This window comes from Streptomyces sp. NPDC014734, from assembly GCF_043083325.1.
In the GTDB taxonomy this organism is placed as follows: Bacteria; Actinomycetota; Actinomycetes; order Streptomycetales; family Streptomycetaceae; genus Streptomyces.
Map to the genome: position 1 here is coordinate 37,919 of NZ_JBIBYN010000007.1, position 24,728 is coordinate 62,646.

Annotated in this window: 20 protein-coding genes, 3 tRNA genes and 1 CRISPR repeat array; of the genes, 10 read left to right on the plus strand and 13 right to left on the minus strand. The window is 71.3% G+C overall.

The features are described 5' to 3' along the window. The first annotated feature begins 133 nt into the window (after nt 1–133). Nucleotides 134–997, plus strand: coding sequence for an alpha/beta fold hydrolase (locus tag ACF1CT_RS13725; protein WP_391784005.1), 864 nt, complete (start codon nt 134–136; stop codon nt 995–997). Nucleotides 998–1,213: 216 nt separating this feature from the next. Further along, nucleotides 1,214–1,426: direct repeats of the CRISPR family, unit length 29 nt; unit sequence CGGACCATCCCCGCAGGCGCGGGGACAAC. Between the two features lie 433 nt (nt 1,427–1,859). On the opposite strand, the gene ACF1CT_RS13730 is transcribed toward ACF1CT_RS13725, so the two are convergent. The 3 genes from ACF1CT_RS13730 to ACF1CT_RS13740 all read right to left on the minus strand — a co-directional run bounded on the left by ACF1CT_RS13730 (nt 1,860) and on the right by ACF1CT_RS13740 (nt 2,329). Then, nucleotides 1,860–1,933 (minus strand) — tRNA-Ile (locus tag ACF1CT_RS13730). A gap of 245 nt (nt 1,934–2,178) precedes the next feature. Beyond that, nucleotides 2,179–2,251: transfer RNA gene (locus ACF1CT_RS13735), tRNA-Asn, on the minus strand. Between the two features lie 5 nt (nt 2,252–2,256). Next, nucleotides 2,257–2,329 (minus strand) — tRNA-Asn (locus ACF1CT_RS13740). Nucleotides 2,330–2,523: 194 nt separating this feature from the next. On the opposite strand from ACF1CT_RS13740, the gene ACF1CT_RS13745 reads away from it, so the two are divergent. From ACF1CT_RS13745 to ACF1CT_RS13760, 4 genes are all read left to right on the plus strand, one after another. Continuing rightward, on the plus strand, nt 2,524–2,823 hold the full coding sequence (locus ACF1CT_RS13745; RefSeq protein ID WP_391784006.1) for a YtxH domain-containing protein: 300 nt from the start codon (nt 2,524–2,526) through the stop codon (nt 2,821–2,823). 89 nt (nt 2,824–2,912) lie between these two features. Then, on the plus strand, nt 2,913–4,361 hold the full coding sequence (locus ACF1CT_RS13750; RefSeq protein ID WP_391784007.1) for an FGGY family carbohydrate kinase: 1,449 nt from the start codon (nt 2,913–2,915) through the stop codon (nt 4,359–4,361). Between the two features lie 364 nt (nt 4,362–4,725). Further along, nucleotides 4,726–6,459 carry an ABC transporter ATP-binding protein gene (locus tag ACF1CT_RS13755; RefSeq protein ID WP_391784008.1) on the plus strand — a complete coding sequence of 578 codons (1,734 nt, stop codon included), beginning with the start codon at nt 4,726–4,728 and terminating at the stop codon, nt 6,457–6,459. Next, nucleotides 6,459–8,390: an ABC transporter ATP-binding protein gene (locus ACF1CT_RS13760; RefSeq protein ID WP_391784009.1), complete on the plus strand. Its 1,932-nt coding sequence runs from the start codon at nt 6,459–6,461 to the stop codon at nt 8,388–8,390. Before ACF1CT_RS13755 ends, ACF1CT_RS13760 begins: the two co-directional genes overlap by 1 nt. Before the next feature lie 49 nt (nt 8,391–8,439). Here ACF1CT_RS13760 and ACF1CT_RS13765 read toward each other — a convergent pair whose 3' ends face one another. Next, nucleotides 8,440–9,195 carry a LuxR C-terminal-related transcriptional regulator gene (locus ACF1CT_RS13765; RefSeq protein WP_391784218.1) on the minus strand — a complete coding sequence of 252 codons (756 nt, stop codon included), beginning with the start codon at nt 9,193–9,195 and terminating at the stop codon, nt 8,440–8,442. A 254-nt stretch (nt 9,196–9,449) separates the two neighbouring features. Here ACF1CT_RS13765 and ACF1CT_RS13770 point away from each other — a divergent pair, with 254 nt between their 5' ends. Then, the gene (locus tag ACF1CT_RS13770) at nt 9,450–9,827 is read left to right on the plus strand and encodes an SH3 domain-containing protein (protein WP_391784010.1); all 378 of its coding nucleotides are present in this window, start codon (nt 9,450–9,452) and stop codon (nt 9,825–9,827) included. 58 nt (nt 9,828–9,885) lie between these two features. On the opposite strand, the gene ACF1CT_RS13775 is transcribed toward ACF1CT_RS13770, so the two are convergent. The 4 genes from ACF1CT_RS13775 to ACF1CT_RS13790 all read right to left on the minus strand — a co-directional run bounded on the left by ACF1CT_RS13775 (nt 9,886) and on the right by ACF1CT_RS13790 (nt 16,194). Continuing rightward, the gene (locus ACF1CT_RS13775) at nt 9,886–11,052 is read right to left on the minus strand and encodes an RNA polymerase sigma factor (protein ID WP_391784011.1); all 1,167 of its coding nucleotides are present in this window, start codon (nt 11,050–11,052) and stop codon (nt 9,886–9,888) included. 251 nt (nt 11,053–11,303) lie between these two features. After that, nucleotides 11,304–13,220 (minus strand): DNA primase, encoded by a 1,917-nt coding sequence (gene dnaG / locus ACF1CT_RS13780; RefSeq protein ID WP_391784012.1) that lies wholly within the window; start codon nt 13,218–13,220, stop codon nt 11,304–11,306. Nucleotides 13,221–13,346: 126 nt separating this feature from the next. Continuing rightward, nucleotides 13,347–14,606, minus strand: coding sequence for an NAD(P)/FAD-dependent oxidoreductase (locus tag ACF1CT_RS13785; protein ID WP_391784013.1), 1,260 nt, complete (start codon nt 14,604–14,606; stop codon nt 13,347–13,349). Nucleotides 14,607–14,811: 205 nt separating this feature from the next. Next, entirely contained in the window at nt 14,812–16,194 is a 1,383-nt protein-coding gene (locus ACF1CT_RS13790; RefSeq protein WP_391784219.1) for a deoxyguanosinetriphosphate triphosphohydrolase, read from the minus strand. Between the two features lie 339 nt (nt 16,195–16,533). Here ACF1CT_RS13790 and ACF1CT_RS13795 point away from each other — a divergent pair, with 339 nt between their 5' ends. Continuing rightward, nucleotides 16,534–17,250, plus strand: a complete 717-nt coding sequence (locus tag ACF1CT_RS13795; protein ID WP_391784014.1) for a vancomycin high temperature exclusion protein — start codon at nt 16,534–16,536, stop codon at nt 17,248–17,250. A 168-nt stretch (nt 17,251–17,418) separates the two neighbouring features. Here ACF1CT_RS13795 and cutA read toward each other — a convergent pair whose 3' ends face one another. After that, nucleotides 17,419–17,745 carry a divalent-cation tolerance protein CutA gene (gene cutA, locus ACF1CT_RS13800; RefSeq protein WP_391784015.1) on the minus strand — a complete coding sequence of 109 codons (327 nt, stop codon included), beginning with the start codon at nt 17,743–17,745 and terminating at the stop codon, nt 17,419–17,421. Between the two features lie 105 nt (nt 17,746–17,850). Further along, nucleotides 17,851–18,474, minus strand: a complete 624-nt coding sequence (locus ACF1CT_RS13805) for an NADPH-dependent FMN reductase (protein ID WP_391784016.1) — start codon at nt 18,472–18,474, stop codon at nt 17,851–17,853. Between the two features lie 153 nt (nt 18,475–18,627). On the opposite strand from ACF1CT_RS13805, the gene ACF1CT_RS13810 reads away from it, so the two are divergent. The 3 genes from ACF1CT_RS13810 to ACF1CT_RS13820 all read left to right on the plus strand — a co-directional run bounded on the left by ACF1CT_RS13810 (nt 18,628) and on the right by ACF1CT_RS13820 (nt 21,499). Then, nucleotides 18,628–19,428: an aminotransferase class IV gene (locus tag ACF1CT_RS13810; RefSeq protein WP_391784017.1), complete on the plus strand. Its 801-nt coding sequence runs from the start codon at nt 18,628–18,630 to the stop codon at nt 19,426–19,428. A 568-nt stretch (nt 19,429–19,996) separates the two neighbouring features. Then, nucleotides 19,997–20,662, plus strand: a complete 666-nt coding sequence (locus ACF1CT_RS13815) for a hypothetical protein (protein ID WP_391784018.1) — start codon at nt 19,997–19,999, stop codon at nt 20,660–20,662. A 213-nt stretch (nt 20,663–20,875) separates the two neighbouring features. After that, nucleotides 20,876–21,499: a class F sortase gene (locus tag ACF1CT_RS13820; protein ID WP_391784019.1), complete on the plus strand. Its 624-nt coding sequence runs from the start codon at nt 20,876–20,878 to the stop codon at nt 21,497–21,499. A 48-nt stretch (nt 21,500–21,547) separates the two neighbouring features. Here the strand turns inward: ACF1CT_RS13820 and ACF1CT_RS13825 are convergent, their stop codons facing one another. The 3 genes from ACF1CT_RS13825 to ACF1CT_RS13835 all read right to left on the minus strand — a co-directional run bounded on the left by ACF1CT_RS13825 (nt 21,548) and on the right by ACF1CT_RS13835 (nt 24,081). Further along, nucleotides 21,548–22,336, minus strand: a complete 789-nt coding sequence (locus ACF1CT_RS13825) for a sulfite exporter TauE/SafE family protein (RefSeq protein ID WP_391784020.1) — start codon at nt 22,334–22,336, stop codon at nt 21,548–21,550. Nucleotides 22,337–22,529: 193 nt separating this feature from the next. Continuing rightward, nucleotides 22,530–22,943, minus strand: a complete 414-nt coding sequence (locus tag ACF1CT_RS13830) for a VOC family protein (protein ID WP_391784021.1) — start codon at nt 22,941–22,943, stop codon at nt 22,530–22,532. 163 nt (nt 22,944–23,106) lie between these two features. Beyond that, on the minus strand, nt 23,107–24,081 hold the full coding sequence (locus ACF1CT_RS13835) for an ArsR/SmtB family transcription factor (RefSeq protein WP_391784022.1): 975 nt from the start codon (nt 24,079–24,081) through the stop codon (nt 23,107–23,109). Between the last annotated feature and the right edge of the window lie 647 nt (nt 24,082–24,728).

Sequence of the window (24,728 nt, forward strand, 5' to 3'; positions counted from 1 at the left end):
GGAACACGGACCATGACCGCTCGGACGACCGCCGTCCACAGGCCGGTTCCGAAGGTGCCGGGAACGGAATCCGGGCCCCCGGCCGTACCGTCGCCGACGGTCGCCACTCCCGTGCTCCCGGGTGCCTCGGGGCGTGAGCGTCGTGCCTGAGCCGCACGGCACGCCCCCCGGCCTCACCCACACCCGCCGCGGCACGGGCGAACCCGTCCTGCTGATCACCGGAAGCGGCGGGAACGCCCGCAGTTGGGACGCCTACCAGGTCCCGGCCCTGGTGCGGGCCGGCTACCAGACGGTGACCTTCGACAACCGGGGCAGCGGCCCGGGTCCCACCGAGCCGTTCGGCCTGGACGACATGGTGGAGGACGCCGCCCGCCTCATCGAGACCCTCGGCCTGGCCCCCTGCCGGGTGGTGGGCGCGTCCCTGGGCGCCATCGTCGCGCAGGAACTCACGCTGCGCCGTCCCGCACTGGTCCGCCGGGCCGTCTTCATGGCCACCCGCGGACGCACCGACGCCATGCGCCGGGCGGTGGTGACGGCCGAGATCGAGCAGAGCCGCGGCGGACCCACCGTCTCCGACACCCACCGCGGCGTACTGCGGGCGATGCAGAACCTGTCCCGGTCGACCCTGGCTGACGACTCCCGGGCAGAAGACTGGATGGCCCTCATGGAAGGACCGCCCGACACGAGCGACGGATACCGGTACCAGCTGGAGAGCACGCTCATCCCCGACCGCCTCCGGGACTACGCGGACATCAAGGTCCCGTGCGCGGTGATCTCGTTCGGCGACGACATCATCACCCCACCCCACCTGGGCAAGGAGGTCGCCGAAGCCATCGAGGGCTCCCGGTACGTCGAGATCCCGCACTGCGGGCACTACGGACACCTGGAGGACCCGAACGCGGTGAACGGCGCGCTCACCGCGTTCTTCGCCGAGCACCGGGAGTCGGCGTCCGAAGACGACGGCCCCGGGCACCGACCGGGCCGACAGTCCCCATGACCTGAGGCGAAGCCCCCCGGCGGTTCACGACGACTCGATCCGAACACCGACAGCCACCGCGCGGGACCGCCGCTCACGGGGCTCCCCCGAAGGACGCACGTCCGCTGCGTCAATCCATGGTTCCAGAACACGCCAGAACCAAGTTTCCCCAGGCCAGAACGATTCCGCCTGGAGATCGCCCGGTGCGGCGGGGGCCTCGAACCTGTTCCGGTGACGCGGACCATCCCCGCAGGCGCGGGGTCGACGCGGTGTCTACCCACTGATAGAGCGCACCACCCGGACCATCCCCGCAGGCGCGGGGACAACGACGTGGTGGCGTTCTTCGCTGACCTAGCGTTCGGACCATCCCCGCAGGCGCGGGGACAACGAGGGGGCGAAATGTGACGCTCGACCGGAAGACGGACCATCCCCGCAGGCGCGGGGACAACACTTGTTGAGCTGGGACTTTACTGAGCGAAGTGGCCATTCTCATTTAGTTGTTTCTGACTCACGCCAGCCGAAGCAAGCATCCGCACCAACCCCGACACCATCCTTCCTTCCCAGGAACAGGCAGGCCCGTCAGACCACACACGGCATCAGACGAACGGCTAGTGGCTGATACACATGCCCCGCCACCCACCGCACCCCAGAGACAAACCACCGGAATCCACACCAGCAAGAGAGGACGGCAGGCGGCTGGAACCGCTGCTCGACGCTCCCACCACCACATCACCGCAAATGCCAAGGTCGCAGCTGCCCAAGATGTCGTCTCGGCACACCAAGACCCGCATCCGCTGCAGACCGCGCACCGTCCGCTGCACGCAAAACACGCCCAGAAAACACGTTTCCCCAGGTCAGAACGATTCTGCCTGGGGATACCGAGTGGGGCGGGTGGGACTCGAACCCACGGCCGACGGATTATGAGTCCGCTGCTCTAACCGGCTGAGCTACCGCCCCTTTTCGGCGTGGCGCGTACATGTGTGCGCGCCGTCTGCCGCAGCATAGCCGGTCATACGATCTCTCGCTCCGGATGGTCGGCTTCGCATGACCATGAGGACCTCATGGCTCCCTGCGCGGTTCCGGATGAGACGAAGTACACGCGAAAGAGTCACGCGCGGTCCACCCGCACCACGGCGACGGAGCGCGGAGGCACCGGTTCCGGGCACACGAAAAAGGGCCCCTCGGGGCCCTCTTCCGATCTGCTCCCCCGACTGGACTCGAACCAGTAACCCTCCGGTTAACAGCCGAATGCTCTGCCAATTGAGCTACAGGGGACCGCGCTCCCCCGACTGGACTCGAACCAGTAACCTGCCGGTTAACAGCCGGCTGCTCTGCCAATTGAGCTACAGGGGATTGCTGTGTCTGCACCGAACCCCCGCCCACCTGGCTGCTGCCGGGCGGCGCGCGTTCGCTGCGACACATACATTAGCGCAAGCAGGGGGGTGCTTTGCCAATCGGTATCGCCCGGGGTGATCTCGGGTGCCCACGGGTAGGCGGGCAGCACACGTCGCGCCGAGCGGCGCACTGAGCTAGGAAGGGTGACAACCATGCGGTACCGGCTCACGTTCATCGCCGGACTGGCCCTCGGATACGTGATCGGGACACGGGCCGGGCGCGAGCGTTACGAGCAGCTGAAGAAGTCCGCGCGCCAGTTCGCCCAGAATCCGGCCGTGCGCAACACCGCGGAGTCGGCGGCGCAGAGCGGCCGCGACCTGGCGGGCAGGGCGTACCACACGGTGAGCGTCAAGATCGGCGAGAAGGTTCCCGCTCCGGTGAGCGCCCGGGTGCGTTCGCTGCGCGAGCGCGGCCGGAACGGCGAGGACGACTGGGGCACCTCCAACACGTAATCCACGCCCGGCCCCGGCGCCCCTCACCGCGCAGGCACTGCCGCACCTCCGGTACGGAAACGCTCCGGTGGTGCGGCAGAATCGTGTGCATGGGGATAGTCGCCGGCTTGGACAGTTCTTCCGCCTTCACACACATCGTCGTCTGCGACACGGACACAGGCGCCGTACTGCGCCGCGGCTACGCCGCACACCCGGTCGAGGCGAAGGCAACCGAGGTCGACCCGCAGGCGTGGCTGCTCTCGCTCGGCGAGGCCGCCGGCGGCGGGCTGCTCGAAGGCGTGCAGGCCATCGGCGTCTCCGCGCAGCAGCACGGCCTGGTGCCGCTGGACCAGCAGGGCAACCCGGTACGCCCGGCCCTGCTCGGCAACGACAAGCGGGCACAGGTCGCGGCGGCCGATCTGGTCGACGGGCTGGGCGGGCGGCAGGCGTGGGCCGAGGCGGTCGGCTCGGTGCCGCAGGCCGCGCAGCCGGTGGCGAAGCTGCGCTGGATGGCGCGGGCCGAGCCGGAGGCGGCCCGGCGGGTGGCCTCGGTCCTCCAGCCGCACGACTGGCTGGTGTGGCAGTTGCTGGGCAGGCCGGCCCGGCGGACCACCGACCGGGGTGCCGCGTCCGGCAGCGGCTACTGGTCGGCGAGCACCGGTTCCTACCGGCCCGACCTGGTGGAGCTCGCGCTCGGGCACCAGGTGGCGCTGCCCGAGGTGCTCGGCCCGTGCGACACGGCCGGCACGACGCCCGAGGGCCTGCTGATCTCCGCGGGCACGGGCGAGACGATGGCGGCGGCGTTCGGGCTCGGGGTCGGGGTGGGCGACGCGGTGGTGTCGCTGGGGGCGTCGGGTTCGGTCATGGCGGTGCACCACGAGGCACTGTCCGACCCGCGCGGAATGATCACCTCGCTCGCCGACGCGACCGGCATGCACCTGCCGGTCGTCTACACGTCGAACGCGGTGCGAGCCCTGCGCGGGACCGCCGAGATGCTGGGCGCGGAGGGGCTGGAGGAGCTGTCCGCGCTGGCGCTGAAGTCGACCCCGGGCGCCTCCGGGCTGGTGCTCCTGCCCTACCTGGAGGGCGAGCGCACCCCGCACCTGCCGCACACGGCGGGGACGTTGTGCGGGCTGCGGCGCGAGTCGATGAAGCCGGAGCACCTGGCGCGGGCGGCGTTCGAGGGGATGCTGTGCTCGCTGGCCGACGCCCTCGACGTGCTGCGCGGTCGCGGGGTCGAGGTGCGGCGGGTGTTCCTGCTGGGCGCGGCGGCCGAACTGCCCGCCGTACGGGCGATGGCACCGGCGCTGTTCGGCACGCGGGTGGTCGTACCGCAGCCTGCCGAGTACGCGGCGCTCGGCGCGGCCCGGCAGGCGGCCTGGGCGCTGGGGGTCTCGCAGGGAACGGCGGACCCGCACACTCCCCCGGCCTGGCAGGGCGCGGGCGCGCAGGTGCTGGAGCCGGGCGAGGAGCTGGCCGTCGGCCGGGCGGTGCGCCAGCAGTACGGGGCGGCACGCGACGAGATCCACCCGGGGGCCTTCGACCGGCCGACGCCCTGATCCGCCGTGCCACGCGTGAGCCGGCACCGGCACGCCGGTCCGCCATGCCACGCGTGAACCGGCACCGGTCCGCCGTGCGGCGCGTGAACCGACACCGACACCGACACCTCAATCCACCGCGCCGCGTGTGAACCGGCACACCAGTCCGGCATGCGGCGCGTGAACCGGCACCGGCGCGCCGGTCCGTCGCGTCGCGCGCGGACCGGCCGGGTGGGTGGGTGGGTGGGTGGGTCCGGCGACTGCCGCCCAGACGTGTACTCAGTCTGTTTTTTTACCCGGTCTTGAGTAAAAACGTTCGCGGCCGCCATACGGGTTACCGGAAAATGGGTCGTCTCCCGACATCCGCCGACTCCGAGAGACACGCGTGCTCATAAAACTCCTGCGGGCCCGTCTCGGTCCGTACAAGAAACCCATCCTGCTGCTCGTCCTCCTCCAGCTTCTGCAGACCTGCGCCACGCTCTATCTGCCCACCCTGAACGCCGACATCATCGACAACGGTGTCGTGAAGGGGGACACGGACTACATCCTGGAATTCGGCGGCGTCATGATCGCCGTGAGCGTCGTCCAGGTGGCCTGCAACATCGGGGCCGTCTTCTACGGCGCCCGCACGGCGTCCGCTCTCGGCCGCGACGTCCGGGCGGCGGTCTTCGACCGGGTCCAGTCGTTCTCGGCACGTGAGGTGGGGCGGTTCGGCGCTCCTTCGCTGATCACCCGTACGACCAATGACGTCCAGCAGATCCAGATGCTGGTGCTGATGACCTTCACGCTGATGGTCTCGGCGCCGATCATGTGCGTCGGCGGCGTGGTCCTTGCGCTCGGCCAGGACGTCCCGCTGTCGTCCGTGCTGCTCGCGGTGGTTCCGGTGCTCGGCATCGCGGTGAGCCTGATCGTCAAGCGGATGCGCCCGTTGTTCCGCACCATGCAGACGCGGATCGACACCGTGAACCGGGTGCTGCGGGAGCAGATCACCGGCAACCGGGTCATCCGGGCCTTCGTCCGCGACGGCTACGAGAAGAAGCGCTTCCGCGGCGCCAACGACGAGCTGACGGCCGTGGCGCTGTCCACGGGACGGCTGATGGCGCTGATGTTCCCGACCGTGATGACGGTGGTGAACATCTCTTCGATCGCCGTGGTCTGGTTCGGTGCCCACCGCATCGACAGCGGCGGCATGCAGATCGGCGCGCTGACCGCGTTCCTCGCCTATCTGATGCAGATCGTCATGTCGGTGATGATGGCGACTTTCATGTTCATGATGGTGCCGCGTGCCGAGGTCTGCGCCGAGCGCGTCCAGGAGGTGCTGGAGACCGAGTCGAGCGTGGTCCCGCCGGTCGCGCCGGTCCACGAGCTGCGCACGCACGGGCATCTGGAGGTCCGCGGCGCGGACTTCCGCTACCCGGGCGCCGAGGAGCCGGTGCTGCGGTCGGTGGATCTGGTGGCCCGCCCCGGCGAGACCACCGCGATCATCGGGTCGACGGGCAGCGGGAAGTCGACGCTGCTCGGGCTCGTACCGCGACTGTTCGACGTGACGGACGGGCAGGTACTCGTCGGCGGCACGGATGTTCGGACGGTCGACCCGTTGCTGCTGGCGAGAACCGTGGGTCTCGTCCCGCAGAAGCCGTACCTGTTCTCCGGAACCGTCGCGACGAACCTGCGGTACGGGAACCCGGACGCGACGGACGAGGAGCTGTGGCACGCCCTGGAGGTCGCGCAGGCCAAGGAGTTCGTCGAGGCGCTGGAACACGGCCTGGACGCGCCGATCGCGCAGGGCGGGACCAATGTCTCGGGCGGGCAGCGGCAGCGTCTGGCGATCGCCAGGACGCTGGTGCAACGGCCGGAGATCTATCTCTTCGACGACTCGTTCTCCGCTCTCGACTACGCGACCGACGCCGCGCTGCGCGGGGCGCTGACCCGGGAGACCGCCGAGGCGACCGTGGTGATCGTGGCGCAGCGGGTGTCCACCATCCGCGACGCCGACCGGATCCTGGTCCTCGACGAGGGCCGGGTCGTCGGGTCCGGCAGTCATCACGAACTGATGGACGGCAATGAGACGTACCGGGAGATCGTGCTCTCCCAGCTGACGGAAGCGGAGGCCGCGTGATGGCCGGTCCCGGTGGACGCATGATGGCGGGCGGCGCCCCGACCGACCGTTCCATGAACTTCAAGGGCTCGGCGAAGCGGCTGCTGAAGCGTTTCGCCGCGGAGAGGGCCGCGCTGTACGCGATGCTGGCGGCCGGTGTGCTGAGCGTCGGCCTGTCGGTGGTCGGGCCCAAGATCCTCGGCCGGGCCACGGACCTGGTGTTCGCCGGGGTCATCGGCCGGCAGATGCCCGAGGGCACCACCAAGGCGCAGGCCATCGACGGCCTGCGCAAGTCGAACAGCGGGCTCGCCGACATGCTCTCCGGGGTGGACTTCGTCCCCGGTCACGGCATCGACTTCGGTGGTGTCGGTGATGTGCTGCTGATGGCACTGGTGGTGTACGTCGGGGCCGGACTGCTGATGCTGGTGGCGACCCGGCTGTCGATCCGGATCATCAACCGGGCCGTGTTCCGGCTGCGCGAGGACATCCAGGCGAAGCTGTCGCGGCTGCCGCTGTCGTACTTCGACCGGGCCAAGCGCGGCGAGGTGCTCAGCCGGGCGACGAACGACATCGACAACATCTCGCAGACGATGCAGCAGACGATGGGCCAGCTCATCAACTCCCTGCTCACCATCATCGGCGTGCTGGTGATGATGTTCTGGATCTCGCCGCTGCTCGCCCTGGTCGCCCTGGCGACGGTGCCGCTCTCGGTGTTGGTGGCGACGAAGGTCGGCAAGCGCTCGCAGCCGCAGTTCGTGCAGCAGTGGAAGGTGACCGGCAAACTCAACGCCCACATCGAGGAGATGTACACCGGGCACACCCTGGTGAAGGTCTTCGGGCGGCAGCAGGAGTCCGCGAAGGACTTCGCCGAGCAGAACGAGGCGCTGTACGAGGCCGGTTTCAAGGCGCAGTTCAACAGCGGGGTCATGCAGCCGCTGATGATGTTCGTCTCGAACCTGAACTACGTGCTGATCGCCGTCGTCGGTGGTCTGCGGGTCGCCTCGGGCACGCTGTCGATCGGTGACGTGCAGGCGTTCATCCAGTACTCGCGGCAGTTCTCGACGCCGCTGACCCAGGTCGCCTCGATGGCCAACCTGGTGCAGTCGGGTGTCGCCTCGGCCGAGCGGATCTTCGAGTTGCTGGACGCCGAGGAGCAGAGCGCCGATCCGGCGCCGGGCGTGGCCGAGCGCCCCGAGGAACCGCGGGGCAGCGTCTCGCTGGAGAAGGTGTCGTTCCGCTACGACCCGGAGAAGCCGCTCATCGAGAACCTGTCGCTGAACGTCGAGCCGGGTCACACGATCGCGATCGTGGGTCCGACCGGCGCGGGCAAGACCACCCTGGTCAATCTGCTGATGCGGTTCTACGAGGTGACGAGCGGACGGATCACCCTCGACGGTGTCGACGTGGCGAAGATGTCGCGCGACGACCTGCGGGCGGGCATCGGTATGGTCCTCCAGGACACCTGGCTGTTCGGCGGGACGATAGCGGAGAACATCGCGTACGGCGCTTCGCGCGAGGTCGGCCGGGAAGAGATCGAGGAGGCGGCGAGGGCGGCCCACGCCGACCGCTTCATCCGCACCCTGCCGGACGGTTACGACACGGTGATCGACGACGAGGGCTCCGGTGTCAGCGCGGGCGAGAAGCAGCTGATCACCATCGCGCGGGCGTTCCTGTCCGACCCGGTGATCCTGGTGCTCGACGAGGCGACGAGCTCCGTCGACACCCGTACCGAGGTGCTGATCCAGAAGGCGATGGCGCGGCTTGCCCACGGGCGCACCAGCTTCGTGATCGCGCACCGGCTCTCCACCATCCGGGACGCCGACACGATCCTGGTGATGGAGAACGGCTCGATCGTCGAACAGGGCACGCACGAGGAGCTGTTGGCGGCCGGTGGCGCGTACGCCCGGCTGTACTCGGCGCAGTTCGCCCAGGCGGTCGCGGAGGTCGACTGACCGGGTGGGCCGGCGCCGGGGCGGGTCCGTCGGGCCCGCCCCGGCGCTTTCAGCGCATCACCGGGATCCGGGCCGCCGGCCGGCGGACGGGACCCCCTTCGCCGGGCCTGACCAGGCCGCTCTCGTAGGCGAGGGTGACGATCTGGGCCCTGCTGTTCAGCCCCAGCTTGGCCATGGCCCGGTTGAGATGGGTCTTCACCGTCGCCTCGCCGATGGTCAGGGAGGTCGCGATCTCGCGGTTGGACAGCCCCCGGCAGACCCTCCTGAGGACCTCCGCCTCACGCGGTGTCAGTGCGTCCAGTCCGTTCGCGGACCCGGCCGGCGCGGTCCGGTCGGTGAGGGCGGCGAAGGCGGCGACCAGCCGTCGGGTGATGCCCGGCGAGAAGCACATGTCGCCGTCGGCCGCGGCGCGGACCGCCGCGATCAGCCGGCGCGGTCCGGCGTCCTTGTGCAGGAAGCCGCAGGCCCCGGCCCGTACCGCGGCGCACACGTCCTCGTCGGTGTCCGTCCCGGGACCGGACAGCACGATCACCCGGGGCGGCCGTACGGCGGTGTCCGGGTCCGCGCTCCGTGCGGGTCGCGGCAGCGCCCGTTTGCCAATGCGTTCCACCGTGGCGAGGCCGTCCTCGTCGTACGGCCGCAGCCCGATCAGGACGACGTCCGGACGGGCCGGGCCCGACCGGGCCACCGCCTGCGCCCCGTCGGCGGCCTCGCCCACGACCACCAGCCCGGGCGCCCGTTCCAGCAGCGACTTGATGCCTTCCCTGATCAACGGCTGGGCGTCGACCACCAGTACGCGCGTCATGGCGTGCATGAATCCCCCTGTTCCCCACGCGTCCCCCCGTCTCCCCGGTCCTCCTGTGCCGCCCGTTGCCGCGGTCGGCGACCGGTGTCGGCCGGGGGTTCCGGGATGCCGCGACCGTTGTACAACCTCCCGTCGGCTACCGCGAAGGTTTCGTCGGTGGTCGAACCGTCGTGGGACGACGGCCGGCCGGTCAGCGCCTAGCGTCGTTGTCCATCGCCCCGGAACGTTCCGGGGCACCAACGGGAGGACATCTCATGGGCATACGGAAGCACCTCGCCCTCACCGCGGGCGCCGCTCTGGTCGGCGGCGGCCTGCTCTTCGCGCCGGGCGCCTCGGCCGCACCGGCCGCCACCGCCTCGGACGTGGGCATCCTCAGCTGCTCGCACTCCTGGTCCAACAAGGACGCCGGTTACGGGACGATGCAGAGCACCAACGTCAACCTGCGGGTCGGACCGCACACGAGCTGCGGTGCGGTCGGGCAGGTCCAGGCGGGCCAGAAGGTCTACTACCACTGCTACACGACCACGGTCAACGACGGCACCTGGACCCACCTGCGGATCTCCGGCACCCAGCGGCAGGGCTGGGTGAAGGACACCCTGCTCCCCGGCGGCGGTTCCACGAAGGCGTGCTGAGCCGTCCCGTCCGCCGGCCGCGGCCGGCCCGCCACGGCTGATCCGCGCCGTCGGACGCTCAGTCGAGGTAGCCGCGGAGCTGGTCGGCGAAGGTGTGGTCCCGCAACTTGCCGAGGGTCCTGGACTCGATCTGCCGGATGCGCTCGCGCGTCACCCCGAAGATCGCGCCGATCTCCTCAAGTGTGCGGGGCCGCCCGTCGACCAGCCCGTAGCGCAACTGGACCACTCTCCGTTCGCGCTCGCCGAGCGTGGAGAGGACCGCCTCCAGGTGCTCGCGCAGCAGCAGGAACGCCGCCGACTCCGCCGGGGACGCCGCGTCGCCGTCCTCGATCAGGTCGCCGAGGGCGACGTCCTCCTCCTCGCCGACGGGGGCGTGCAGCGAGACGGGTTCCTGGGCGATCCGCAGGACCTCGCCGACCCGCTCCGGGGTGAGGTCGAGCTGTTCGGCGATCTCCTCGGACGTCGGCTCGCACCCTCGTTCCTGGAGCATCCGGCGCTGGACCCGTACGACCCGGTTGATCACCTCGACGACGTGGACCGGGACCCGGATGGTGCGCGCCTGGTCGGCGAGGGCCCGGGACATGGCCTGGCGGATCCACCAGGTCGCGTAGGTGGAGAACTTGTACCCCCGGGTGTAGTCGAACTTCTCGACCGCCCTGATCAGCCCGAGGTTTCCCTCCTGGACCAGGTCGAGCATGGTCAGTCCGCGGCCGATGTAGCGCTTGGCGACGGACACGACGAGGCGGAGGTTCGCTTCGATGAGCCGGCGCTTCGCCGTCCGGCCCATCACGACGAGCCGGTCGAGGTCGACGGCGAGCCGGGTGTCCGGGTCCGGGGTGCTCGCGAGGTGTTCCTCGGCGAAGAGCCCCGCCTCGACCCGCCGGGCGAGCTCCACCTCGTCGGCGGCCGTGAGCAGCGGAATCCGGCCGATCTCCCGAAGGTACTGGCGGAAGAGATCGGCGGACGGCCCCGCGGCCTCCGGGCGGCCGCGGTGTCCCGGGGGTCCGGGTGTCCGGGGCGGCTCCGCCGCGAACGGCTCGCGCGGCTCGAAGGGATCCGGCGTCTCGAACGGCTCGCTCGGATCGGGCGCCCCGGGCCGGTCGGGCGGTCGGTACGGGTCGGGCGGTGTCTGCGTCGTCTCCGCGGTTTCGGGATGACGCACAACCCGGTTCTGCGCGGGAACGGCCGACACATGCTCGGTTTCGGTCACGGTCCGGGTCTGCACGGGGGGCGACCTCCAGGTGATCGCTGCCGGACCGCGGGAAAGGGCCCACCGTCCGGTGGGACCGGCCGCGCTCCGATGACTCAGGCACCGCCCCCAGTGTGGGGTACGGCACATCGCCGCCACGAGAGGTGTGCGAGGACTTTCTGAGTCCGGTCCGTGACCGGCCGGTTACCCGGCGGGGCGGGGAGGAGGGGCGGGGCGGGCGGCCGGTGGGCGTTCGGGGGCACGCCGCCGGGGAGGCGAAGGCCCCGTCAGAGCGCGTCGGCGCCGCTGTTGCGCAGGGACGCGGCGTACTGCTGGAGGACCCAGACCTCGTTCTGCGCGGCCGCCAGCTGTTCCGGGGCGACGTTGCTGCCGAGACGGGCCAGGCTGCCCTGGACCTCGCCGATCCGGCGGTCGACGGCCCGCAGACGGACCTGGACGAGCTGCATTCCGGCGTAGGTCTCGTCGATGGTCTTGCCGTGGACGACCTCCACCGCCAGCTCCGTGACGAGGTTGCGCACCGTGTCGTCGGGGGCGGCCTCCAGGACCCTGACGAGATAGTCGCGCGCCTCGGAGACCCCCGCCTCGGCACCGCCCGCGTCCGCGACGCACTGCCGGACGGCGGCGTACGGCGGGGCGGTGAACTCGTCGGCCCCGTAGGCGTCGAAGGCGGGCGAGACCAGTTCGGGCCTCTGGAGGGCGAGCTTCAGCAGCTCGCGCTCGGTGCGGTGGGCGGGGCTGCGGAGGTGCAGGGCGGGGCCGGACGGGGGGCCGGGTGCCCGGACCTGTTCGTGCCGGGCGCCGCCGCGGGAAGCACCGGGGCCGGGACCGCGCCGGTCGCCCCGGTCACCCCGGTCGCGGGCCCAGCGGGCGAGCTGGGCGACCCGCTTCACCACGAACTGGGTGTCCAGGATGCCGAGCATGCCCGCCAGCTGGACGGCGACCTCGTGCTGCGAGGAACTGTTCTTGATCCGGGCGACGACGGGGGCCGCCTCGTCGAGCGCGGCGCCGCGGCCCGCCGGGGTCTCCAGGTCGTACCGGCCGACGATCTGCCGCAGCGCGAACTCGAAGAGCGGCGTGCGGGGTTCGACCAGGTCGCGGACTGCCTCGTCCCCCCTGGCCAGGCGCAGGTCGCACGGGTCCATGTTGTCCGGCGCGATCGCGATGTACGTCTCGGCGGCGAACTTCTGGTCGTCCTCGAAGGCGCGCAGCGCTGCCTTCTGCCCGGCGGCGTCGCCGTCGAAGGTGAAGATCACCCGGGCACTGCCGTTGTCCATCAGCAGGCGGCGCAGGATTTTGATGTGGTCGCCGCCGAAGGCCGTGCCGCAGGTGGCGATGGCGGTGGTGATCCCGGCGAGATGGCAGGCCATGACGTCGGTGTAGCCCTCGACGACGACGGCCCGGCTGGCCTTCGCGATCTCCTTCTTCGCCAGGTCGATGCCGTAGAGCACCTGGGACTTCTTGTAGATCGCGGTCTCGGGGGTGTTGAGGTACTTCGGTCCGTTGTCGTCGTCGCGCAGTTTGCGGGCGCCGAAGCCGACGATGTCGCCGGAGGTGTCGCTGATCGGCCACATGAGCCGGCCGCGGAACCGGTCGATGGGGCCGCGCCTGCCGTCCTGGGAGAGGCCGGAGGTGATCAGCTCCTTGTCGCTGAAGCCCTTGCCGCGGAGGTAGCGGGTCAGGTGGTCCCAGCCCACCGGGCTGTAGCCGATGCCGAAGTGGGCGGCCGCCGCCTGGTCGAAGCCGCGCTCGGCGAGGAACTTCCGGCCGATCTCGGCCTCGGGGCCGTCCAGCTGCTCCGCGTAGAACTGGGCGGCCGCCTTGTGTGCCTCGACCAGCCGGATGCGTTCACCGCGCTGGTGGGAGGGGTTGTACCCGCCCTCCTCGTAGCGCAGGGTGATGCCCGCCTTGGCGGCGAGCCGTTCGACCGTCTCGGAGAACGAGAGGTGGTCGATCTTCATCACGAAGGCGATGGTGTCGCCGCCCTCCTGGCACCCGAAGCAGTGGAAGAGACCCTTGCTCGGGCTGACCTGGAAGGAGGGGGACTTCTCGTCGTGGAACGGGCAGAGTCCCTTGAGGTTGCCGCCGCCCGCGTTGCGCAGCTGGAGGTACTCGGAAACGACGGCGTCGATCGGGACCGCGTCCCGTACCGCCTTCACGTCGTCGTCATTGATCCTGCCTGCCACGGGTGAATTCTACGGGCGGGGTGCGACAGCCGTGCCACGCCACCGATGTGATCCGGAGAACCCCCGCCGGGGACCCGTGGAAAGAGGGTCGGACGGGGGTTCCCGGGCCGGGCCGGCCGACCCGTCTCAGCTCAGGGAGGCCAGGGGCACCGACGGGTCGGCCAGTGCCTCCGGATCGATCTGCCGGCCGGACCGGATCAGCTCCTGCACGCTCTCGGTGACGTCCCACACATTGACGTTCATCCCGGCCAGCACCCGCTGGTCCTTCACCCAGAAGGCGATGAACTCGCGCTTTCCCGCGTCGCCGCGGATGACCACCTGGTCGTAGCTGCCCGGCGGCGCCCAGCCCGAGTATTCGAGGCCGAGGTCGTACTGGTCGGAGAAGAAGTACGGCACCCGGTCGTAGTTCACGTCCTGGCCGAGCATGGCGCGGGCCGCGGCCGGGCCGGTGTTCAGCGCGTTCGCCCAGTGCTCCACGCGCAGCCGGGTGCCGAGCAGCGGATGGGCCACGTTGGCGACATCCCCGGCGGCGAAGATGTGCGGGTCGCTGGTGCGCAGGGAGGCGTCCACGGCGATGCCGCCGCCGTCCTTGCGGGCGGCCATGGCGAGCCCGGCGGTCTCGGCGAGGGCCGTGCGCGGGGCGGCGCCGATCGCGGCGAGCACGTCGTGGGCGGGGTGTTCCTCGCCGTCGTCGGTGCGGACGGCGAGGACGACACCGTCCTGGCCGACGATCTCGGTGAGGCGGACGCCGAAGTGGAAGCGGACGCCGTGGTCCCGGTGCAGATCGGTGAAGAGCTGGCCGAGCTCGGGGCCGACGGCCTGGTGCAGCGGTGTCGGTTCCGGTTCGACGACGGTGACCTCCGCGCCGTAGCCGCGGGCCGCCGCCGCGACCTCCAGTCCGATCCAGCCGGCACCCGCGATCACCAGGTGGCCGTTGTCGCGGCCGAGGGCGGTCAGTACGTTGCGCAGCCGGTCGGCGTGGGCGAGGCGGCGCAGATGGTGGACACCGGCCAGGTCGGTGCCCGGGACGGGGAGGCGACGCGGCTCGGCCCCGGTGGCGAGCAGCAGCTTGTCGTAGTGGACGACCGTGCCGTCGCCGAGCCGCACCGAGCGGTCCACGCGGTCCAGGGCCGTGACCGGCTGGCCCAGGTGGAGCTCGATGTCGGCACCCGCGTACCAGGCGGTCTCGTGGACGAAGACGCTGTCCCGCTCCTCCTTGCCGGACAGGTAGCCCTTGGAGAGCGGAGGCCGTTCGTACGGATGGTCGCGTTCGTCGCCGAGAAGGATCACCCGGCCGCTGAAACCCTCCGCCCGGAGCGTCTCGGCCGCCTTCGCTCCGGCCAGTCCTCCGCCGACGATGACGAAGGTCCGATGTGCGTCGACCACTGCATGCCTCCTGGTGCTTGCCGCGTGGGGCCCGACTGCGAGCGTCCCGCACGCAGCGTGATGACGAAAGGGGGTGTACCCCGATCAGGTCACGCCCGGCCGCCGGCGGGCGGCGGAACCGGGCGAATCTCCGGCCGCCCCGGGGCGGCCGGAGGCGCCGGGACCTCGGGGCCGCCTGGGCACCGGGGCCGGTGGGCGAGGCGTGTCAACGGCCGGGGCCGGTGAGCGAGGCGTGCAGGGAACGCGCCGAGGAGTCGGTCAGGGCGGCGATCTGGTCGACGAGGACCCGCTTGCGGGCCCGGTCGTCGGGGGCCGCGTCGAACAGCGCCCGGAACTGCGGCTCCAGGCCCACGGGAGCGCGCGCGGTGAGCGCGGCGGCAAGTTCCGCGATGATGACGCGCTGGTCGGCGCGGATCGCCTCCTGCTCGGCACGTTGCATGACGTAACGGTTCGCGACCGCCTTGAGCACGGCGCACTCGTTGCGTGCCTCTCGGGGGACGACGAGCTCGGCGGCATAGCGGCCGAGCCGGCCCCTCCCGTACGCGTGCCGGGTGGCGCTCTCCGCGGCGAGGCAGAACCGGCCGATCAACTGGCTCGTCGCGTCCTTCAGCCGGGCCTGGGCGACCGCCGATCCGTCGTAGCCGCGCGGCCACCAGTCCTGGCCGACGAGCCGGTCCAGGGCTTCGGCGAGTTCGTCGGGTTCGGTGTCCGCCGGGACGTAGCGGCCGATGGCGACGGCCCAGATCTCGTCGCGTTCGGGTTCCGCGTCGAGGCAGTCGGGGTCGATGTGCCCGGCGTGCAGCCCGTCCTCGAAGTCGTGCACCGAATAGGCGACATCGTCGGACCAGTCCATGACCTGGGCCTCGAAGCAGGTGCGGTTCGCCGGGGCGCCGCGGCGGGCCCACGCGAAGACGGGCAGGTCGTCCTCGTACACCCCGAACTTCGGCGTGCCCGGGTCGTCGGGGCATTCGCCGCGCGGCCACGGGTACTTGGTGGCGGCGTCCAGCGCGGCACGGGTCAGGTTGAGTCCGACGCTGACGAGTGCCCCGGTCCGGGTGTCGGGCACGAACCGCTTCGGTTCGAGCCGGGTGAGCAGGCGCAGCGACTGGGCGTTGCCCTCGAAGCCGCCGCAGTCCGACGCGAAGTCGTTGAGCGCCTGTTCCCCGTTGTGCCCGAACGGGGGGTGGCCGAGGTCATGGGCGAGGCAGGCCGTCTCCACCAGGTCGGGATCGCAGCCGAGCGCCGCCCCGAGTTCGCGGCCGACCTGGGCGCATTCCAGCGAGTGCGTGAGCCGGGTCCGGGGGCTGGCGTCCCAGGCCCGGCCGCGGGTGCCCGGGGTGACGACCTGGGTCTTCCCGGCGAGCCGGCGCAGCGCGGCGGAATGCAGCACCCGGGCGCGGTCGCGCTGGAACGCGGTGCGGCCGGGCCGTTTGTCCGGCTCGGTGTCCCAGCGTTCGGTGTCGGCCGCGCGGTAGGGGGGCGTCCCTTGTCCGTACGTGCCGTAACCGCCCTGCGCGTCGGGGAGTTCCCACGTTCCGTCGGTGCAGTCCGTTCCGTCCGCGCAGTCCGTTCCGTCGGTACAGTCCATGCCGTCCGTGCGGCCGGTGCCGTCGGTCCGGTTCACACCGTTCATGTCGTCCGTGTCGTCCATGCCGTCCATGCCGTCCATGGGTCCGACAGTAGACGGACGGGCCGACAGGAAGGGGGACGGTTCGGACGTATGCGCGCCGGTCGGACGGTCCGCGCCTCCGGGAGGGCGAGCGGTCCCGATGAGTTGCCCGCGGCAGCGGGAACTGTGTCGAAATCAGCGGAATCGGATGATGGAGAACCCTTTCTCCTTGATGTTCGTCCGATCATGTGGGACGCCGTGACCGCGGGGACGGACCCGGAACACGGACAGGCCGGAGCATGAAAGAGGGAGACACCGATGCGGGAGAGACGACCGGGACGACCGGGACGGTGGCCCGGGCGGCCCCGACGGCCGTGGCCGCGGACGCGGCGCGGGCAACGGCGGCTCCTGCAGGCGGTGATGGTCGCCTGTGTGGCGGCGCTGGCACCCGCGACCTGGATGCACACCGTCGCGGACGCCCGGGTGAGGACCGTCGCGGACGCGCCCGCGCGGCAGGTCGCCGTGGTGTTCGGGGCCGGGCTCATGCAGGGCAGGCCGTCGCCCTACCTGGCCAACCGGCTGAACGCCGCCGCCGAGCTGTACCGGGACGGAAAGGTCGAAGTCGTTCTCGTGACCGGTGACAACAGCCGGGAGGACTACGACGAACCGGACGCGATGCGCACGTACCTCAGGAAGCACGGCGTGCCGGACGAGCGCATCGTGAGTGACTTCGCCGGTTTCGACACCTGGGACTCGTGCGTCCGGGCCAAGAAGATCTTCGGCGTCGACCGTGCGGTGCTGGTGACCCAGGGATTCCACATCCACCGGGCGATCGCGCTGTGCCGGACGGCCGGCATCGACGCGTACGGGGTCGGTGTCGACGCCGTACGCGACGCGACCTGGTACTACGGCGGGACGCGGGAGGTGTTCGCGGCCGGGAAAGCGGCGCTGGAGGCCGTGTTCAGACCCGACCCCCACTTCCTCGGCCCGCGGGAGGCCGGGGTCGCGGAGGCCCTGGCGACGGACCGGCCGTAGCCGGCCCCGGCGGACACCTGCCGCCGCGAACGGACCGGCGGGACGTCCCCGGACCGGCGGCACGGACAAGACCGGCGGGGCGGGGTGCCGCACCGCGCCACCCCGCCCCGCCGTACCGTCGCACCGTCGTGGGGTCGTCGTCCGGCGGGAGCTGTGCGACGGCACCGTCTACGGGGCGGTCTCGGCCGCGACCCAGTCGAGGTATCCGGCGCTGCCCCGTACCACCGGGACCGCGATGATCTCCGGTGTCCCGTAGTCGTGCGCCGCCAGGAGATGGGCCTCCAGTTCGTCGTACCGCTCGGCCGTCGTCTTGAGCAGAAGTTGCCATTCCCGGGCCGTCTCGACGGCGCCCTGCCAGCGGTAGACCGAGGTGACGGGCGCGGAGATCTGCGCGCAGGCGGCGAGCCGTGCCTCCACCGCTCCCCGCGCCAGTGCCAGGGCCTTCTCCTCGCTGTCCGTCGTGGTCAGTACGGTCAGCCATGCCGGCGTCGTCACCCTCGGCCTCCTCGGAATGTCGGTAACGGACGTCTCCCACGCCCCGCGCCGATTCTCGTCCACCGGGCAGGACCGCGGATCCTCGCGCGTGCGAGGGGGAGGAGGTCAGACCCCGTACGGGCGGACGGCCTTGGCGTCGCGCAGGGCGCGCCCCCACCAGACCAGCCGGTCGAGCAGGGTCTTGGCCGCGGCGTCGCAGTCGGCGGGGTCCCGGTGCCGGCCCTCGTCGTCGAACAGGGAACCGGCGTTGGGGAACGAGACCGTCTCGCGGACACCGACGGTGTGCAGTTCGGCGAAGACCTGCCGCAGGTGCTCGACGGCACGCAGTCCGCCGGAGATCCCGCCGTACGAGACGAAGGCGACGGGCTTGGCCTGCCACTCGGCGTGGTACCAGTCGATGAGGTTCTTCAACGGGGCCGGGTACGAGTGGTTGTACTCGGGGGTGACGACGACGAAGGCGTCGGCCGCCGCCAACCGGGCGGAGACGGCGCCGAGCCGGGACCGCGCCTCGTCGTCGGGCCGGAAGGAGAGGGCGTTCGGGAGGTCCAGTTCCGCGACGTCGACAAGGTCCGTCTCGATGTCGGGGCGCTCGGCGGTGTGCGCGAGGAACCAGTCGGAGACGACCGGCGCGAACCGGCCCTCCCGGTTGCTGGCGAGGATGACCACGACCTTCAGGGGCGCGGCGGCGGTCGTGGACGCGGAGGACGGGGAGGCTGTCGTGAGATCCATGCGAGGAGGCTCCTAGGTCAACCACGGTTGAGGTCAAGTCACTTTGCGCCCCGTGCTCGTCCGCGCCGCGTTCCGCGGCTCACGAGGTGGGGAGCAGGAGAGGTCGGGCTCGCGGCACCCTCTCCTGCTCCCCGGCTCGTTACGGTGGACCGCATGACGACTGCTGCGGCCGGGCGCTGCCCCTACACCGAGTTCGACGGGCACCCGGCGACCGAGGCGGACCTGCGGATCCCCGCCTTCGCCGGCTTCGGGCACTTCACTGCCATGCAGGTCAGGGAAGGCGGGGTGCGCGGCCTCGACCTGCACCTGGCCCGGCTGGACTCCGCCAACCGCGAGCTGTTCGAACGCCCGCTGGACGGCGACCGGGTCCGCGGCCTGGTCCGGCACGCGCTGGACGGCGCCGGTGTGCGGGACGCCTCGGCCCGGGTGTACGCCTTCCTGCCACCGGACCGCACGGAGACGTCCGTCATGGTCACGGTGCGGGCGCCCGCCCACAAGTCCGCGCACCCGCACCGCCTGATGTCCGTGCCGTACACCCGGACCGTGCCGCACATCAAGCGCCCCGGCGAGTTCGGCCAGACGTACTGGGCGAGGCGCGCCGCGGACGCCGGTTTCGACGAGGCCCTGCTGACCGCGCCGGGCGGCGTGGTGACGGAGGGAGCGATCCACAACATCGGTTTCTGGGACGGCGCCTCGGTCGTCTGGCCCGACGCCCCGGCACTGCTCGGCATCACCATGGCACTGCTGGAGCGGGAGCTTCCCGGCGCGGGAACGGCGTCCGTGCGGCGCCCGGTGACGACGGCCGGGCTTGGCGCGTTCCGGTCCGCGTTCCTCACCAACTCGCAGGGCGTCGCGCCGGTCCGGAGCATCGACGGCATCGCGTTCACGGTGGACGAGGGCCTGATGGAGCGGATCGGGCGGGCGTACGAGGCGGTGCCGCGGGACGCGGTCTGACCGCCCCTCCGGCGCCGGAGGGCGGCCGGGGGCGCCGGGCCGCTTCTCCCGGCCGGCCGTCTCCGGGAGCGGACGCCGAACGGGTCCGTGGAGCGGTTCCCGGACAGGAAGGGCTCGCACCTGTGCTCGCCGGGAATCCACATGCGACGGTCCGCATCGCCCTCCCGACACAGAACCGCCCCGCCGGACCCAGCGGGTCGAACCCGATGGGCGGCGGGGCGGGGGCGGTCGAGTGCACCGTCCCGTGGGGGGTGTCTGACGTGTGCCCGGCACCCGCAAGGTCATGCGTGTGACGTGCATCACTCCACTCCGCCGTGGCGTCACCCGTTCGGCATCGCCTTTCCGCGGACCGGGGCCACTCTTGTCGTTCATGGCTGCGACCTGCACGGATGCCGATTGGCAAGGGAGCCACGCCGGGCCGTCCGGGTGAGAGCTGACTTGGTGTCAGCAGGCATGACCGGCGATCGGCCCGTTAGCTCGGAGTCAGGACACAGCCACTCGCGGCACGACCGCTCGCGGTACAGCCGCTCGCGACTCGGCTGCTCGCGCACATCGCCGGAGGAAACCCATGCGTCCTGCTCGCCCCGTGACCGGTGCCGCCGTCTGTGCGGTCACCATCGCCGCGCTCGGCCTGTTCACCACCGGACAGCCCGCGTACGCGGATGAGGCGGGGACGGTGCGGACCGGCCCGGTGGCCGCGCCACCGGCCGCCCGGGGCGTCCCCGAGGAGCAGGGCGGGGACGGGAGCGGGGACGGGCGGACGCCGTCCGGGAGCGACGCCCCGTTCGGACTCAACGTCCCCTCGTTGCTCGATTCAGTCGGCGGACTCAACGCCTTCTCCGGTCTCGGCAAATCCTCCGGGGACGAGGGCTCGAACGAACGCGGGAGCCGGGACCAATCCGAGGGCGAGGACGCGTCCCAGCGCGACTCGTCCTCCGGCCGGGACAATGCGTCCGGGCGCGACAAGTCCTCCGGGAACAACGACTCGTCCTCCGGGCACGACGACTCGTCGTCCGGCCGGGACCAGGTGTCCTCGGAACGCGACAAGTCCTCCGGACACGACGACTCGTCCCGTCCCGACGGCCCCAGCGGGCACGTCAAAACAGGTGTCGGCGGCAGCGTCCGGTCCGACACCACCCAGATCGCGGCGGGCGCCGGCGTACTCGCCAGTGCCGCCGTCGGCGGGGCCTGGCTCCTGCGTCGTCGGGCGAGCGGCACGCAGGAAGCCGGCTGACGGAGACGGATTCACGTCTCCGTACCGCCTGGTAGCCGTCCCGGTGGTCGCGCGCCACCGGGACGGGACCTTTCCCACACCAGCGCCCGCGCACCCGCACCCGCGCCCGCGCCCGCGCACCCGCACCCGTTCCCGGCGCACCCCGTCCCGCGCCGTCTCCGTCCCCCGTCCCGACTCCGTCCCCGTCCCCGTCCCGTAGTCCGGAGAACGATCGTGTCCCAGAAGGGCAAGGGCTGGCTGCTGGCCGTCGCGGCGCTGGCAGGCGTCTGGCTGATCCATCATGGCGCCGGCACCCAGCTGGTCCCGCCGCAGCCGGCCTCCGCACAGGCATTCGCCAAAGGTCCCGTGCCGCAGCCGGGATCCCCCCTCGCCGCACCGCTGAAGCCCTCACCGCCGGTACGCATCCGGATCCCGAGCATCCGGGTCGACGCACCGATGATGCGGCTGGGGCTCGACCCCGACGGCAGCCTCGGCGTCCCGCCGGCCGGGGACCACAACATCGTCGGCTGGTACGGGGACGGCACGCCGCCGGGCTCCGAGGGCAGCGCGCTCGTCGCCGGGCACGTCGACGACGCACGGGGGCCCTCGGTCTTCTACGCCCTGGGCACCCTGCGGAAGGGGAACGAGGTGGAGGTGGTCCGCCAGGACGGACATACCGCCGTCTTCTCGCTGGACGCGATCGAGGTCTACGAGAACGACGACTTCCCCGACGAACGCGTGTACGGGGCCTCGCCCTACGCTTCGCTCCGGCTGATCACCTGCGGCGGCGGGTTCTCGAAGTCGACCGGCTACCGGGGCAACGTGGTGGCCTACGCACACCTCACCGGCGTGCGGTGAGGCGCCCCTCGGCCCGCCGCGCCGGGCCGGTGGCGCCCGAACGGCCGCTCACGCCACCCACTGGTCGAAGGCCAGCTTCGCGACCAGCGAGAACACCACGACGAGCAGCACGACGCGGACGAACCCACTGCCCCTGCTGAGCGCCATCCGCGCCCCGACCAGTCCGCCCGCGAGGTTGAACACCGCCATCGGCGCGGCCAGCTGCCACAGCACGTTCCCCTGGTGGGCGAACATCGCCAGCGCCCCGACGTTGGTGCAGACATTGACGATCTTGGCATTGGCGGACGCCGTCACGAGATCGAGGTGGAGCACCGCGGTCAGGGCCAGCACCAGGAACGTTCCGGTGCCCGGACCGAACAGCCCGTCGTAGAAGCCGATGCCGCCACCGACCAGCAGGATCGCGGTGATGGTGCGGGCACGGCCGATCCGGTGCGGCGCACCGTCGTCCACCGTCCTGCCGAACGAGGGCCGCAGCATCACGAACGCCGCGACCACCAGCAGCACCACCATGATCACGGGACGCAGCACCTCGCTGCTGATCCCGGCCGCGAAGAAGGCGCCGGTCATCGATCCGGCCAGCGCCGCGAGCCCGATCCGCAGAGCCGTCCCGACCTTCACCGGCGCCTTGCGCACGTACGCCACGGCGGCGCCGGACGTGCCGACGAGCGCCACCGCCTTGTTGGTGCCGAGAACATGCGCGGCCGGTACCTGCGGAAGTCCCAGCAGCAGGGCGGGCAGCAGAAGCAGCCCGCCTCCGCCGACCACCGCGTCGATCCAGCCCGCCGCGGCCGCGGCGACGCAGAGGACGACCAGGGTGGTGAGTGCTATGTCGGGCATGATCACGACCATATGGACGCGATGCGTGCCCGGTCCAACCACTTCGGCCCGTTCACGGGAAAGCTGAGCCGGATCTGAGCTTCCGGCCCTACGGTTCCCCGCCCGGCCGCGGCCCCCGCCCCGCACGGCCCGCGGCCGGGCGGGGGGGTCGCCGCCCCCGGGGAACGGCTCCCCCTTCCCGGGAGGGGTTCGCTCAGCAGTCGTTCGACGCGACGGCGGCCGGGTCCATCCACATGACCTCCCAGATGTGACCGTCCGGGTCCTGGAAGGAGCGGCTGTACATGTGACCGAAGTCCATCGGGTCCTTGACCGGCGATCCGCCGGAGGCGAGCGCCGTGTCCGCCATCTCGTCGACCTTCTCCCGGCTCTCCGCGCTCAGCGCGATGATCACCTCACTGGTCTTCGAGGCGTCGGCCACCTCCTTGCCGGTGAACTCCTTGAACCGGTTCTCGGTGAGGAGCATGGCGAAAATGGTCTCGCTGATGACGAGGCACGCGGTGTTCTCGTCGCTGAACTGCGGGTTGCACTGGTAGCCGAGCTTGCCGAAGAACCCCTTGGTCGTCTCGAGGTCCTTGACCGGCAGGTTCACGAAGATCAGCTGAGGCATGGTCGTTCCGTTCTTTCTGGTGTTCGAGCGTCGTACGACAGGTAGACGGCACTGCCGCACGGAACTCATCGCTCCCACCGAAAGAATTTTCCGCACGGCCCCGCCCGGCCCCGCCCGGCCCGGCACGGCCCGGCACGGCCCCGCCCGGCGTTCGGCACCGGGTTCAGGACATGGCGAGCGGGGCACCGCCCCGGAGCAACGATCCGCCCAGCGGGGTGAGTGTGTGCAGGACCGAGCTGCCGTGCCGCAGCGTGTGGATCAGGCCGGCTTCGCGCAGCACACCGGCGTGCTGGCTCGCCGAGGCGAGCGATATACCGGCCCGGAGGGCGAGTTCGCTGGTCGTGCAGCCGTTGCCGATGGCTCTCAGCACCGTCGAGCGGGTGTTGCCGAGGAGCCGGCCGAGCCAGGGCCCCGGTTCGGCGTGGACCGGGGCACGGGAGTGCGTGACGGGGTAGACGAGCACGGGCGGGAGTTCCGGGTCCCGGTAGACGACCGGGGTGACCCGGCAGAAGAAGGACGGCTGGAGCAACAGCCCCCTGCCGTCGAGATGGACGTCGCGGTCGAAGGGGTAGTCCGCCTCCAGCACGGGCGGCCGCCAACGGATCATGGGCGGGAGGGACGCGAGAAGTTCCTCGGCACCGCCGTCCAGGAGGGCGCGTCCGCGGACCGCACGGTCGGCCTCGACGCTGGACCGGATGTGCGACCAGTACGGTTCGATCGCGGCGCGATGGTAACCGCGCAGGGCGCCGACGAGCCGGCCGAGCGGTTCGACCCGCTCGTGCGGAACGCGGCCCGGATCGCGGCGGTCGATGCCCAGCAGGGCGACCTCGGCGCGTACCCGCCGGGCCGGGGTGTCGCGCACCGCCTCCATTCCGGCGTCAATGCCGTACGGCTCGCTGCTTTCCTGAGAAGGCGTCAGAAAGTCGGGGAAATAGCCGCGCGGTGGAATCACGGTGGCGAGCACGCGTACGTCACGATTCAGCCGGGGCCGGGTTTCCGTGCGCCATTTCCCGAACACCGTGGACCCGCGGCGGTCCCGCAGTCGATGGAAACTCAGAATGGTTTCCCACAGGGCATCCGGCCGGGTGGCCATCCGCACCTTGGACAGGTCCACTCCGGACATGTGGATACGCAGCACCGGGCCCCCACCTGTTGCACCTGCAATTGCCCCCCACCCAAGGGTAGGTGATCCGTAACAGCACGTCACCACGGGGTTTCGGCCAGAGGTGAAACGTCTCGCCTCCGCGGGCCACCAGCGGAAAAGCTGTACTGCGTCGGGTGCGTATCCGGAGCCACCGGAAGAGCGGGTGAAGGCCGTGGGGGGTTTTGCTCGTTCGGCGGCGGTCGGCAACGGTGCGGCTCCGCACCCGGCGGGGGTAACGGCCTGGGATCCCAGGCCGTAAGCCGGGTGCGGTCCATGGGTGGGGATCCATGGACCGCATCCCGGCCCGTCACCGACCATTTCTTTGCGCATTGAACGAACTTTGCTTAATGAACAAAGAAAATGGCACAACATCGCACAGCCATTTCGCGGTGCCCAAAGCCGGAACCAAGCCGGATCCAAGCCGGAACGAAGCCGGAACCGCGTTCGGCCCCGCCGCCGGGACGAGGCGGGACTGGACGGGACGGGACGGGAGGCGGACGAAAACGAGGCGGCGGCGGCCCCCCCCCCCGGGGGCCCCCCCCCCCGCTTACCCCGAGCCGCCCCCCGGCCGGGGGGGGGGCCCCCGCCGACCGCGGCTCCCGGCGCGGGGCCGGGGGCCCGGGGTCGCGACACCGGCGGTC

Excerpts from the sequence above, each read along its gene's own strand:
- ACF1CT_RS13825 (WP_391784020.1), bottom strand. The coding sequence starts at position 22,336 with ATGCCCGACATAGCACTCACCACCCTGGTCGTCCTCTGCGTCGCCGCG.
- ACF1CT_RS13750 (WP_391784007.1), top strand. The coding sequence starts at position 2,913 with ATGGGGATAGTCGCCGGCTTGGACAGTTCTTCCGCCTTCACACACATC.
- ACF1CT_RS13765 (WP_391784218.1), bottom strand. The coding sequence starts at position 9,195 with ATGACGCGCGTACTGGTGGTCGACGCCCAGCCGTTGATCAGGGAAGGC.
- ACF1CT_RS13790 (WP_391784219.1), bottom strand. The coding sequence starts at position 16,194 with ATGGACTGTACCGACGGAACGGACTGCGCGGACGGAACGGACTGCACC.
- ACF1CT_RS13805 (WP_391784016.1), bottom strand. The coding sequence starts at position 18,474 with ATGGATCTCACGACAGCCTCCCCGTCCTCCGCGTCCACGACCGCCGCC.
- ACF1CT_RS13760 (WP_391784009.1), top strand. The coding sequence starts at position 6,459 with ATGGCCGGTCCCGGTGGACGCATGATGGCGGGCGGCGCCCCGACCGAC.
- ACF1CT_RS13815 (WP_391784018.1), top strand. The coding sequence starts at position 19,997 with ATGCGTCCTGCTCGCCCCGTGACCGGTGCCGCCGTCTGTGCGGTCACC.
- ACF1CT_RS13795 (WP_391784014.1), top strand. The coding sequence starts at position 16,534 with ATGCGGGAGAGACGACCGGGACGACCGGGACGGTGGCCCGGGCGGCCC.
- ACF1CT_RS13830 (WP_391784021.1), bottom strand. The coding sequence starts at position 22,943 with ATGCCTCAGCTGATCTTCGTGAACCTGCCGGTCAAGGACCTCGAGACG.
- ACF1CT_RS13770 (WP_391784010.1), top strand. The coding sequence starts at position 9,450 with ATGGGCATACGGAAGCACCTCGCCCTCACCGCGGGCGCCGCTCTGGTC.
- ACF1CT_RS13745 (WP_391784006.1), top strand. The coding sequence starts at position 2,524 with ATGCGGTACCGGCTCACGTTCATCGCCGGACTGGCCCTCGGATACGTG.
- ACF1CT_RS13810 (WP_391784017.1), top strand. The coding sequence starts at position 18,628 with ATGACGACTGCTGCGGCCGGGCGCTGCCCCTACACCGAGTTCGACGGG.